Genomic DNA, 12,220 nt, shown 5'->3' with positions numbered 1-12,220 from the left:
TCGGATGGTCACCCGCCCCCAGCGCACACGTTCGGCCGATTCACACCGCGCGGGGGTGCCGTCCGGTCAGACGATCAGCCTGGCGCGCAGGGCCTCGACCGTCTCGTCGGAGACGCCCAGACCCTCGCGCACGTACTTCTCCATCGAGCCGTAGCGGATCCGGACCTCGTCCAGCCCCGCCTCCAGGTAGGCGGGGAAGACCCCGATCAGCGCGAGCGCGATGTCCGGGTCCCCGCCGGCCGCGGTGAACCCCTCGATCAGCGGGGCGAAGGCCTGCTTGACCGCCGGGTTCACCGACAGGTACTCGGCCATCAGGGTGTCCTCGTCGGCCCCGAGCAGCGCCAGGATCACCGTCGCGCCCCAGCCCGTACGGTCCTTGCCGGCCGTGCAGTGGAAGAGCAGCGGGCCCGCGTCCGCGTCGGCGGCCTCGGTCAGCAGCGTGCGGTACGCCGCCTGCGCCGAGGCGGTGCTGACGAAGGAGCGGTAGACGGAGCCGAACAGGGCCTGCGCCTTGCCGCCGCCGAGGTGCTCCTCGGCCACGACCGGGTCGGCCAGCAGGTCCTTGAGCTGCGCGGCGGCGGGCATCCTGGACTCGCTCATCTTGTCGGCGAGCACGTCGTGCACCAGCAGCCGGGCCCCGTCCGGCACCCGGTCCGGGTGGTCGGCCCGCTCGGCGTCGCTGCGCAGGTCGATGACGGTGCGCAGGCCCAGCCCGGCCACCACCGGGTCGGTGGCGGGGTCGAGGCGGTCGAGGCCGCCCGAGCGCAGCACGAGGCCGGGGCGGACGCTGCGGCCGCCGGCGAGCGGGGTGCCACCGAGGTCGCGGAGGTTGGCGACGGTGGTGGAGGGCTTGGCGGTCATGGTGGCGGCTCCAGCGTTCGGCTGACTCGTGTCAGTCACGGCAGTCGGGTCTTGAGGTATTCGGCTCATATGCCTCAGGCGGGTCATACGGGTCATACGGTGGATTTGGATCAGGTAAGAGTGATTTTCCGATGATTCTTTTCGGAAAGGCAATCGGAAAGACGGTCGGCCGCCACCGCGACCCCGATCCCGATGCCCAGCGCCACCAGGTGGCCGGCGTCCGTGAAGGTCCGCCCGCGCCGCAGCACCGGCCGCACGGCGAGCGCCAGCAGCCCGGCCCGGGCGGCGCCCCGCACCGCCCCGCGCGGCAGGGTCGAGGTCAGGGCGCCGAGCACGGCGTTGAACCCGTAGCTCGTGCCGACGTCCAGGGCCCGCCGGGTGGCGGTGCCGGCGGTGCGCCGCAGGACCCCGTAGACGAGGAGGGTGGCCGAGGTGTGGCCGAAGAGGAACACGGCCGCCGTCCACCAGGCCCCGTACGCGTACTCCGCGTACCCGAGCACGGCGACCAGCAGCAGCGCGTACGCCAGCGGCATGGGCTCCTCGACGACGAGGGCGCTCGTCAGCAGCGTCTCCCAGTGCCCGGCGTCGAGATTGTCGACATTCGTCGAACAGCCGCGCAGCACCCGCTCCCGCTCCTGCGGAGCCAGTCGTTCCAGGACATGGGCCCCGAGCTGTACGCCTCCGGTGTAGAGCGCACCCAGCGGCAATGACCATGACCACGGCAAGGGATTCACCTGTCCATGATCGGATACGGCCCTCTTGCGGCTGTCACCGGGCCCCGTGCGACCATGACGGGAACATGTCTGAATCCCGTACCCGCGCGCCGATGCGCGCCACGCGGGCCGCGATGTTCGCGGCCGTGTGCGTGGCATTGGGTGCGGTGGGGCATTCGTACATGTCCGGGATGGATATCCCCGTCCATTGGCTTCTGGGTGCATTCGCGGCGACCTGTGCGGCGGCCTGGACGGCCGCCGGCCGCCGGTGCGGGCCGCTGGGCATCACCGCCGCGCTGCTCTCCGCGCAGGGCATGCTCCACCTGGCCTTCTCGGCGAGCGGCGCACACGCGGCCACGGTCGCACCCGCCCCCCACCTCCCCGCCTCCGTACCGGAGCCGATGCCCGGCCACCACCACGTCCAGGGCATGGCGATGCCCATGCCGATGGCGGGTACGGGGAGCACGGGCGGCGGCGCGACCTCCATGCCCGGCATGGAGGACATGGCCGGGATGGCCGGGATGGCCGGCCACGGCGGCCTCGGCATGATCGCCGCGCACGTCCTCGCCGGCCTCTTCTGCGCCGTATGGCTCGCCCGGGGCGAGGCCGCCGTCTTCCGGCTGGCCGAGGCCCTCGGCGCCGTCGCGCTGCTGGCCGCCCGGCCGCTCACCCGCGCGCTGACCCTGCTGCGGACCCGGGTGGCCCCCCGGCCGGCGCCGCCCGCGCACCTGCCCCCGTACGTACGGCCGCGCCGACTGCGCGGAGCCGTGCACGCGCACACCGCGGTCCGGCGCGGCCCGCCCCCCGGGCGCAGCACCCGCACCACGGCCCCGAGGCCGTGCCATCGGACCCCCGCCCGCCCGGCGGCCCCCACCGCGCACCACCGGTGCGCCGCCGGGGGACACCGGCGCGCCGCGTCGCACGCGTACGCGCCGCACCCGGCCGGAGCCGGTCCGACGGCACACCCTGCCCCACCTGCCCGCGCCGCCTGACGGCCGGCGCACCCTCCGTCGTCGGAGGGGGGCGAGCCCGGGGCCGATCACCCCAGTTCTCGCCGACCCTTAGGACCCACATGTCCCTCGACGAAATCCAGGACGTCCCCGCGCGGGACGCCGAGGCACCCCCCAAGCCCGCCGCACGCGCCGCCGGCGGCTGGGCCGCCCTGCGCCCGCTGCTCCTGCGCATGCACTTCTACGCCGGGCTCCTCATAGCCCCCGTCCTCTTCCTCGCCGCCACCACCGGCCTGCTGTACGCGGGCTCCTGGCAGGCCGAGCGGATCCTCTACTCCGACCAGCTGACCGTTCCCCGCGTCGGCGAGGCCGCCGTACCGCTCAGCACCCAGGTCAAGGCCGCCCAGCAGGCCGCACCCGAGGGCAAGGTGCTGGGCGTGTGGCCCGCGCCCGAGGACGGGGCGACCACCCGGGTGATCATGGAGAACCCGGGGCTCGCCGAGGGCGAGACCCTCACCGTCTTCGTCGACCCCTACACCGCCGACGTACGCGGTCAGCTCACCACCGCCGGTGACGCCCTGCCGTTGCGCGCCTGGCTGAGCGAGTTCCACTCCAGCCTCCAGCTGGGCGACCTCGGCCGGAACTACAGCGAGCTCGCCGCCAGCTGGCTGTGGGTGGTCGCACTGGGCGGCCTCGCCCTGTGGATCGGCCGCCGCCGCGCCCGCAAGGCCGACCTCGTCCTGCCCGACCGCAAGGCCACCGGCCGCCGCAAGACCCTCTCCTGGCACGGCACCGTCGGCCTGTGGGCGGTGGCCGGCCTGGTCGTCCTCTCCGCCACCGGCCTGACCTGGTCGAAGTACGCGGGCGAGAACATCGGGCAGCTCCAGGACAGCCTCGGCGGCGCCACCCCGTCCGTCTCCGCGAAGCTGAACGGCGCCGCCGGCGGCTCCGACGAGCACGCCGGGCACATCCCCCAGACTCCGTCCGGGGGGACCCCCAGGACCGACGGCATGGAGATGCCCCCGCCGGCCCCCACCGCCGACATCGGCATCGACCGGGCCGTGGCCGCCGCCCGAGCCGCCGGGGTCACCGAGAGCCTGCGCGTCACGCTGCCCGCCAAGGGCAAGGGATACGTCGTCAAGGAGGTCGACAAGCAGGTGCCCGTGCACCTGGACTCCGTCGCCCTCGACCCCGCCGACGGCCGGGTCATGGACGAACTGCGCTTCGCCGACTACCCGTTGCTCGCGAAGATGACCCGCTTCGGCATCGACCTGCACATGGGGCTGACCTTCGGGATCGTCAACCAGCTCGCGCTCGCCGCGCTCGCCGTCGCCGTCATGTTCCTCGTGGTGTGGGGCTACCGGATGTGGTGGCTGCGCCGGCCCACCAAGGAGCGCACGCTCTCGGTCGGCCGCGCCCAGCCGCGCGGCGCCTGGCGCAAGCTGCCGGTGACCGTGCTGCTGCCGCTCGCCGCCGTGACCGCGCTCGTCGGCTGGTTCGTCCCGATGCTCGGGATCAGCCTGCTGGTCTTCCTCGCGGCCGACGTGGCCCTCGGGTTCGCGGCCGGACGCCGCGCGGCGAAGGCCGAGGCCCCGGCCCAGGCCCAGGCCCAGTAGGACAGCCGCTCCGGCAGACAGGCGGGCCCGTACTCCCCCCGGAGTACGGGCCCGCCGTCGTGTCCGGGGTCAGGGCGTGTACTTGTAGCCGACCCGGCGCACCGTCTGGATCGCGCCCCGGTGCGCCGCGCCCAGCTTGCGGCGCAGCCGGGCGATGTGGACGTCGACCGTACGGCCGTCGCCGACGTGGCCGTAGCCCCACACCGTGGTCACCAGCTGGTCCCGGCTGTGCACCCGGTGCGGGTGCGCCACCAGGTGGGCGAGCAGCTCGAACTCCAGGTACGTCAGGTCCAGCTGCTGCCCGTCCACCTCGGCGGTGCGCTGCGCGGAGTCGATCCGGACGAGCTCGTCGCCGGTGGTGGCGGCGCCGGCGTTCGTGGTGGTGACGGTGGCGGACGGGGCGGGAACGGACTGCGGGGAGAAGGCGATCGGCGGCTGCTGGTCGGCCGGTACGAGGACCAGGTAGCCGACCATCGGCGGCTGGCCGGGCAGCGCCGGGAGGGCGTGCTGCGGCGCGGGCAGCCAGGTGGCGCCGGGCGGGAGGAAGTCCACGACCCGGGCCACCTCGTCCCGGTCCACGGCGCGCAGCCGGTGGCGCGGACTGGGCGGGAAGGTCAGGGGAGAGGAGGTCGCAGCGGAGGCGGCAGAAGCGATGGAACGGGTGTTAGCCATGAGTGGTCAGCTCTTTCACGCGGAGTGGTCGGCAGGAGACGTGCTGTACGTCGTCGTTGTCGTTCCGCGCAGACCGAAGGCCTCGGGGCAGGTCTGGAATGAGGTCCCGAAGGCTTTAGAGGGCCGGCGCGTTCTTCGCGCGGCAACACACCCGGTCGAAATCGTGGTCCTGACGGGACGGCCAGAACGGCTCGAGGTCGCTGCGACCTGTCGAGGTGTACGAGTAGCTGGCCATGGACGTCATTCAAGCAGATGTGCGGGGCCCGGGGCAGACCCCGTCTCACCTCGTGGAGCGGAATCTCAAATTCCGTGACGATCTCTTCGTGAGACCGTCATAATCCCGACAAACCATCAGGCCGTCAGTCGCCTGCGCCAGTCCAGACCGGTGACGCGTATCGCATCGTGGGCGGATCCGTCCCACAGCCACCCCAGCCCCACGGCGTCGAGGGCCGCGGTCACCTCCCGGCCCACCGAAGCCGTGAGTTCCCCGTCGGGCTCGAAGCCCCCGTAGAGCAGGTACAGGTCGTGGCCCTCGGCGGCGCCCTCCGTGCACTGGCTGTGGAAGAAGACGAACCCCCGCGCATCCTCCTCACCGTCCGCCCAGATCTCCCCGAGACCACAGCTGCGGCAACAGGTGAAGTTCTCCCGGGCCGTGATGCCCGAAGCCTCCAGCGCCTCGAACGCCCTGGTCAGCCGCTCCGGATCGGTCTCACCCAGCCAGCCCCCCTGCTCCGCCGCCCGCTCCCGCCACAGCCGGTCCACCAGCTCCTGCGCCTGGGCCCGCGACACCGGCCGGACGTCACCCACCACCAGGTTGTCCTCGGCGTCCTCCACGAGCCCGGCCCGGCTGCGGTACCCGCACCGCAGCCACCCCCGGACGATCCCCGAGAGCTGCTCCTCCACCTCCGGGTCGAGCGGCGGCGGCGCCTCCTCCGCAGGGAACTCCAGCCGCTCCCAGGCCGGACCGAGCTCCCAGCCCTTCTCCCGACCGGCCCAGCCGGACATCACCCGGACCACCTCGGCCGCCGACGCCACGAAGGCCTGGAAGTGCCGGTCGGGAGAGCCGTCCCGGTACTCCAGCTGGTAGGCGTCGCCGCCCGGCTCGCGCAGCACCTGCACGTAGTCGTCCGGATCGTCCGGGAGCCGCGCCATGACGAGGAAGGTGTCGCCCTCCTCCCCGATGCGCTCCACGAGTCCGGGCAGCAGCGGGAGCGCGGGGCGGACGTAGGAGCCGTAGGACCCGCCGTCCTCGGTCTGGACTCTGATGGCCTGCATGCGCACACCATGACAGCCCCCACTGACAGCGCGGTCGCCGTCGGTGGGGGCTGCTGTGGTGGGGCTGTCGTGGCGGGGCCGGGATCAGACCAGGCCGTCCTTCTCCAGGCCGGTGCAGCAGGTGTCCGTGATCAGCCGGGTGACCACGTACGGGTCCACGTTCGCGTTCGGACGGCGGTCCTCGATGTAGCCCTTGCCGTCCTTCTCCACCTGCCACGGGATGCGGACCGAGGCGCCGCGGTCCGAGACGCCGTAGCTGAACTCGTTCCAGGGGGCGGTCTCGTGCATGCCCGTCAGGCGCTTGTCGATGTCGGCGCCGTAGTTCTTGACGTGGTCGAAGGGCTTGCTGCCCTCACCCAGCGCCTCGCACGCCGAGACGATCGCCCGGTAGTCCTCGCGCATCGCCTTCGTGGAGAAGTTGGTGTGCGCACCCGCGCCGTTCCAGTCGCCCGGGGCCGGCTTCGGGTTCAGCGTCGCCGAGACGTTGAAGTCCTCGGCCGTGCGGTACAGCAGCCAGCGCGCGATCCACAGCTGGTCGGAGACCTCCAGCGGGCCGACCGGGCCGACCTGGAACTCCCACTGGCCCGGCATGACCTCGGCGTTGATGCCGGAGATCTCCAGACCGGCGGCCAGGCAGTGGTCCAGGTGCTTCTCGACGATCTCGCGGCCGAAGATCTCGTCCGCGCCGACACCGCAGTAGTAGCCGCCCTGCGCCGCCGGGAAGCCGCCGACCGGGAAACCGAGCGGGCGGGCCCCGTCGAAGAAGGTGTACTCCTGCTCGATGCCGAAGATCGGCTCCTGCCCGGCGAACTTCTCCGCGACCGGACGCAGCAGCGCGCGGGTGTTCGACTCGTGCGGCGTCATGTCGATGTTCAGGACCTCGCAGAGCACGAGGACGTCGTCACCGCCGCGGATCGGGTCCGGGCAGGAGAACACCGGCTGGAGGACGCGGTCGGAGGCGTGGCCCTCGGCCTGGTTGGTGCTCGACCCGTCGAAGCCCCAGATCGGCAGCTCCGCGCCGTCGGCGAGGATCTTCGTCTTCGAGCGGAGCTTCGCCGTCGGCGCGGTGCCGTCGATCCAGATGTACTCAGCCTTGTAGCTCACGGGCCCCATCCTGACTCTGCGGGTGCTGCGGATCGCCATGGTGTTCACCGCAGCGTCCCCCGCCGCGATTTCCCGTCCGTTGCCCGTGTGTGAACCCCGTGTTACCGAGGTTTACAGCCCTGGTCGGGTGGGCTGTGCGGGTCGGCCGCGGGACATCCGTACGAGTGGGGCAGACTGAGCGGGTGAGCATTTCGTACGATTTGAACCCCGCCCCCGAAGGTCACGGTGCCGGCGCCACGAGCCCCCGCCCCCGCGTCGGCCTGCTCGGCACCGGCCCATGGGCCCACCGCACCCACGCCCCCGCGCTCACCGCGCACACCGGCTCCGACTTCGCCGGAGTGTGGGGCCGCCGCCCCGAAGCCGCCGCCGAACTCGCCCGGACGCACGGCGTGAAGGTGTACGAAGACCCCGACGAGCTGTTCGCGGACTGTGACGTCGCCGCCTTCGCCCTGCCCCCGGACGTCCAGGCCCCGCTGGCCGAACGCGCCGCCGCCGCCGGATGCCACCTCCTCCTCGACAAACCCGTCGCGACCACCCCGGCACAGGCCCGCTCCGTCGCCGACGCCGCCACGCGGCACGGCGTCGCCTCCGTCGTCTTCCTCACCCTCCGCTTCGCCGAACCCACCGCCGGCTGGGTCACCGAACAGGCCGCGCGCTCCGGCTGGTACACCGCCTCCGCCCACTGGCTCGGCGCGGTCTTCCCGCCCGACGGGGCCCCCAGCGCGTACGCCGAATCGCCCTGGCGCAAGACCAAGGGCGGACTGTGGGACGTCGGCCCCCACGCCCTGTCCGTCCTGATCCCGGTCCTCGGCGAGGTCACCGCCATCACCGCCGCACGCGGCCCGTCCGACCTGGTCCAACTGGCCCTGCGGCACGCCTCCGGCGCGGCCAGCACCGCCGTCCTCAGCCTGGGCGCCCCGCGCGCGGCCGCCGGGGTGGGGCTCGAACTGCGCGGCGCCGAGGGCGTCTTCGCACTGCCCGACTGGAGCGACGTACCGGGCGCCTACGGCCGCGCCCTGGACGCCCTCCTGACGGCGGCCCGTACGGGCGTACCGGACCCGCGCGACGCCCGGTTCGGAGCCCGGCTGACGGAGATCCTGGCGGAGGCGGAGGGGCAGTTGGGGTGAGGTGCGGGTGGGGTCCGCTACTTGATCAGGGCGTTCGCCACGATGATGGCCAGCCCGATGGTGGCGTCGGCCAGGCCGATGAGCAGCGCCGACCCGATCCGGTAGCCGACCCGCACCGCCACGAAGGCCCCCCAGCCGAAGAGCAGCGCGGTGTTCAGCCCGAGCCCGACGGCCGTCACCCCGTACGACTCCCAGCCCGCGATCCCGGCGATCAGCAGCAGGAGCACGGTGGGCAGGGCGGCGGCGATCATCGGCCACTCGTTCCACAGGGCCCGCACGAGCAACCGCCACCGGTGCCCGGCCGAGCCGGCCTGGTGGGAGGCCATGTGGTGCGAGTACCCGTGCGCGAGCCCGGCGGTGGCGGCGGTGACCAGCACCCAGCTGGCGTCGTAGAAGGGCGTGTACTCCCCGCCCTTCTGATCGAGCGCGGCCAACAGCCCACTGGCGAGCACCGTCCCGTACACCCCGCCGAACATCCAGTCGGCACCCCGGCGGGGCGGGGGGATGGGGTAGCCGTGGGCGGTGGGGTGGGGGTGGAGGTGGGGCTTGGGCGGCTGCGGCTCGGTCACGGGGTGACGTCCCTTTGGTGCGGTTTGTTCCTGTCCGGTCCGGAGTCACCCTACGAGGTACGGGGGTGGGGGCGGGGTGAAGAAGCGGGGCGGGGCTGCGGGGGTGGCGGTCCACCCTTGGGCGGTTTCAGGGAGGGGTTGGGGCTTTCCCGTCAGTCTCATCGTCCTTCCGGGTCGGGCCGGCCTGTCAAGGGCGCTCCCTTCGGTCGCGTCGCTTCGCGATGGCCTTCGGCCACCCTTGACAGACCGTCCCGCCCCGGAAAAACGAAGACTGCCGGGAAACCCCCAAAGAAACGGGACGGGGCGGAGAGGATGAGGAGCGGCCCCGTCAGGGAGGGGCGGGCTGCCTTCGGCCGCCATCCACCCATCCGGCCAGCTCACAGCCTCTTTCCGCACCAAGGCGCGGCCCTACCCGCACGAAATGACGACCAGACAGCCATCGGGAGCGGGGAGGCGCGTCAGATCGCTACGCGCTCCTCATTTCTCAGCTTGATCTTTAACCTTGTATGTCATCCGACCTGCTGAGATCTACCGCTTCCGGGGGCGCGCGACGCGGCCGCCCTCCACGCTTCGAGATGTTGAGTAACGAAGTGTCGAGGAACGGCCGCTGAGGATGAGTTTCCCTGTCGATGTTCCCGCCGTCGAGGCGTTGGGTGTTCTGTCCCGCTTTCGTGTTGCGTTTTACGAGTGCCTGTATGCCCGTGCGGATGCGCTCTTCGAGCTCACCGACGCGGTGCTGTGCACTGACGGGCCGGTCAGGTCACTGGTCGAGCTGACGCTGACGGCCGAGCATCGGCGCGGGCATGGAGCGATGTACGACGCGGTCAACCACGGCTGGCTGGAGCCGCGCCGCCTGCGCAGACTGCTGGCCTCGACGCCGCTGCCGAGGGCGGCCGACGGGCGGATCGTCCTCGCGGTCGACGTGAGCAACTGGCTGCGGCCCGACGCGCCCACCAGCCCGGACCTGCTGTTCTGCCACGTATACGGGCGAGGTCGCAGTGCTGACCAGATGATCCCCGGCTGGCCCTATTCCTTCGTCGCCGCCCTGGAGACAGGACGCACCTCGTGGACCGCCGTGCTCGACGCGATCCGCCTGGGCCCGACCGACGACGCCACCGCGGTAACCGCCGGCCAGCTCCGCGAGGTCGTCGGCCGGCTCCTGCGGGCCGGCCAGTGGAAGCCCGGCGACCCGGACATTCTCATCGTCGTGGACTCCGGCTACGACGTCACCCGCCTCGCCTACGTACTGGCGGACCTGCCCGTCGAGCTGGTCGGCCGACTGCGCTCGGACCGGGTCATGCTCCGCGACGCAGGCCCGCGCCGTTCCACCCCGCGCGGTGGGCAGCCCCGCAAGCACGGCGGCGTGCTCACCTTCTCGAAGTCGAACTCCTGGCACACCCCCGACCAGGCAACGACCTGCGACACCACCCGCTACGGCCGGGCCGAAACCTTCGCCTGGGACAGCATGCACCCCCGCCTTCAGGCCCGTGGCCCCTGGCTTGACCACTGCGGTGAACTCCCGCTGATCCATGGCACATTGATCCGACTGAAGGTCGAGCGCCTGCCCGGCGACCGCGACCCGAAACCGGTCTGGCTGTGGTCCTCTAAGACCGGGATGACAGGCGGGGACGTCGACCTGCGCTGGCAGTCGTTCCTCCGGCGTTTCGATCTCGAGCACACTTTCCGGCTGTTCAAGCAGACCCTCGGCTGGACCGTCCCGAAGGTCCGAGACCCGCACACCGCCGACCTGTGGACCTGGCTGATCATTGCCGCCCACACCCAGCTCCGCCTCGCCCGACCGCTCGCCGAGGACCTCCGCCGCCCCTGGGAACGGCCCGCCGAGCCCCGCCGGCTCACCCCCGCACGCGTCCGCCGGGGGTTCCGCCACCTCCGCGCGAAGACCCCCCGTCCCGCAGGTGTGCCAAGACCCACACGGCCCGGCCCCGGACGCCCACCCGGCTCCAAAAACCGCAGGCCAGCACCACGCCACGAGCCCGGAAAGACCGTGAAGCGACCCGAAACCCTCACCGAACATGTCCTCTTGAAACAACAGCGAGGTTAAAGATCAAGCTCAGCGCCTGCGGTCCGTCTGGGGCTGGGAAGAGGGCGACAGGTGGGCCGTTAGGGTGAGGTGATCGTTCCTGGTAGAAAGGCCACGTAGCTCACAGTGACCGAGTCGCGCCCACACATCCTGTTCTCCTTCGGCACGCTGATGGACCGCAAGGTCCAGATCGCCCTCTTCGGCCAGGCCGTGCCCAGCGCTCCCGCGTCGCTGGCCGGCTATACGACGAGGCCGCAGCCGATCACCGACCCGGCCGTGATCGCCGCCAGCGGCCTTGACGTACACCTGACCCTGGAGCGCAAGCTCGGTGCTGTCGTCGAGGGTGTCGTCCTGCACCTCACCGACGAGGACCTCGCTGCGGCCGATGCCTACGAGGTCGACGACTACGCCCGCCGGCGGGTGGTCCTCTCCTCCGGGGAGAGTGCCTGGGCCTACCTGGACGCGAAGCCGATGCGGTCGGCGGCGCGCATCGTGATCGTGGGCGACAGCATCGCCTACGGCCGCTGCGATCCGCAGGGAGGATGGGCGGCCCACCTGGCGGCCGCCCACATCGCCGGGAACGAGATCGACCACCGGGTCTTCAACCTGGCCATACCCGGCAGCACCCTGGCCGACGTGGCCGAGCAGACACCCGCGCTGATGGCTCCTCGCCGGCCCGACACCCTCCTCCTCGCCGCAGGTATCAACGACAGCGCCGTGCCGCTCGCCACCCCGGACGTCGACGGACTGGCGCACATCGAGGCCAGCCTCGCCTCGCTGGCCGCCACCGCCCACGACTACAACGCGCGACTCGTCGTCATGGGGCCGGCATGGCTCGACGAGGAACGCACCAACGACTACGAGGGCCTGCGGTTCACCCAGGCGCGAGCACTGGCCCTGCGCGAGTCCCTGCGGACCTGGTGCGACGAGAACCACGTCGACTACCTCGACATGTGGGACCCGCTCCACGAGAAGCCCGAACTCCTCGTAGACGGCGTCCACCCCACCCCGGAAGGACACCAGACCCTCCACCAGCACCTCGCCACCCTCGCCCTCTGAGAAGCGCGTAGGTGATCGTGGGCGGTCTATGCCCAGCCCAAGACGGCCGCCAGTCGCTGAGATGCGAGAAGCGCGTAGCGATCGTCGGCGGCTTCTGACCAGCCCCAGACGGCCGCCGGACGCTGAGAAATGAGGAGCGCGTAGCGATCTGATGCGTCTCCCCGCTCCCGATGGCTGTCTGGTCGTCATTTCGTGCGGGTAGGGCCGCGCCTTGGTTCGGAAAGGGACTTTGA

The 12,220-nt window shown here is 71.9% G+C and carries 11 protein-coding genes; 5 read left to right on the top strand and 6 right to left on the bottom strand.

Annotated elements, in window-relative coordinates:
• Positions 1-66: 66 nt before the first annotated feature.
• Together OOK31_RS23995 and OOK31_RS23990 are read right to left on the bottom strand one after the other, a co-directional pair.
• Complete coding sequence (locus tag OOK31_RS23995) at positions 67-861, bottom strand: tyrosine-protein phosphatase (protein WP_267089360.1); 795 nt, start codon at positions 859-861, stop codon at positions 67-69.
• Between the two features lie 110 nt (positions 862-971).
• Complete coding sequence (locus OOK31_RS23990) at positions 972-1,586, bottom strand: rhomboid-like protein (protein WP_267089359.1); 615 nt, start codon at positions 1,584-1,586, stop codon at positions 972-974.
• Positions 1,587-1,660: 74 nt separating this feature from the next.
• Between OOK31_RS23990 and OOK31_RS23985 the strand changes: the two genes are divergently transcribed.
• Complete coding sequence (locus OOK31_RS23985) at positions 1,661-2,566, top strand: hypothetical protein (RefSeq protein ID WP_267089358.1); 906 nt, start codon at positions 1,661-1,663, stop codon at positions 2,564-2,566.
• 80 nt (positions 2,567-2,646) lie between these two features.
• Positions 2,647-4,140, top strand: a complete 1,494-nt coding sequence (locus OOK31_RS23980) for a PepSY domain-containing protein (RefSeq protein WP_267089357.1) — start codon at positions 2,647-2,649, stop codon at positions 4,138-4,140.
• Positions 4,141-4,209: 69 nt separating this feature from the next.
• Here the strand turns inward: OOK31_RS23980 and OOK31_RS23975 are convergent, their stop codons facing one another.
• From OOK31_RS23975 to glnII, 3 genes are all read right to left on the bottom strand, one after another.
• Complete coding sequence (locus OOK31_RS23975; RefSeq protein ID WP_267089356.1) at positions 4,210-4,812, bottom strand: winged helix-turn-helix domain-containing protein; 603 nt, start codon at positions 4,810-4,812, stop codon at positions 4,210-4,212.
• 351 nt (positions 4,813-5,163) lie between these two features.
• Complete coding sequence (locus OOK31_RS23970) at positions 5,164-6,087, bottom strand: hypothetical protein (RefSeq protein ID WP_267089355.1); 924 nt, start codon at positions 6,085-6,087, stop codon at positions 5,164-5,166.
• An 84-nt stretch (positions 6,088-6,171) separates the two neighbouring features.
• Positions 6,172-7,191, bottom strand: a complete 1,020-nt coding sequence (gene glnII, locus OOK31_RS23965) for a glutamine synthetase (RefSeq protein WP_267089354.1) — start codon at positions 7,189-7,191, stop codon at positions 6,172-6,174.
• A gap of 200 nt (positions 7,192-7,391) precedes the next feature.
• Between glnII and OOK31_RS23960 the strand changes: the two genes are divergently transcribed.
• Positions 7,392-8,318: a Gfo/Idh/MocA family protein gene (locus tag OOK31_RS23960; protein ID WP_267089528.1), complete on the top strand. Its 927-nt coding sequence runs from the start codon at positions 7,392-7,394 to the stop codon at positions 8,316-8,318.
• A 17-nt stretch (positions 8,319-8,335) separates the two neighbouring features.
• On the opposite strand, the gene OOK31_RS23955 is transcribed toward OOK31_RS23960, so the two are convergent.
• Positions 8,336-8,887: a hypothetical protein gene (locus tag OOK31_RS23955; protein ID WP_267089353.1), complete on the bottom strand. Its 552-nt coding sequence runs from the start codon at positions 8,885-8,887 to the stop codon at positions 8,336-8,338.
• 613 nt (positions 8,888-9,500) lie between these two features.
• Between OOK31_RS23955 and OOK31_RS23950 the strand changes: the two genes are divergently transcribed.
• Entirely contained in the window at positions 9,501-10,949 is a 1,449-nt protein-coding gene (locus OOK31_RS23950) for an NF041680 family putative transposase (protein WP_267089352.1), read from the top strand.
• 105 nt (positions 10,950-11,054) lie between these two features.
• Complete coding sequence (locus OOK31_RS23945; RefSeq protein ID WP_267089351.1) at positions 11,055-11,987, top strand: GDSL-type esterase/lipase family protein; 933 nt, start codon at positions 11,055-11,057, stop codon at positions 11,985-11,987.
• The last annotated feature ends 233 nt before the right edge of the window (positions 11,988-12,220 follow it).

This window comes from Streptomyces sp. NBC_00249, from assembly GCF_026342355.1.
Classification (GTDB): Bacteria; Actinomycetota; Actinomycetes; order Streptomycetales; family Streptomycetaceae; genus Streptomyces.
Note: the sequence above shows the minus strand (reverse complement) of the source record. Positions and strands in the feature narration are given on the sequence as shown.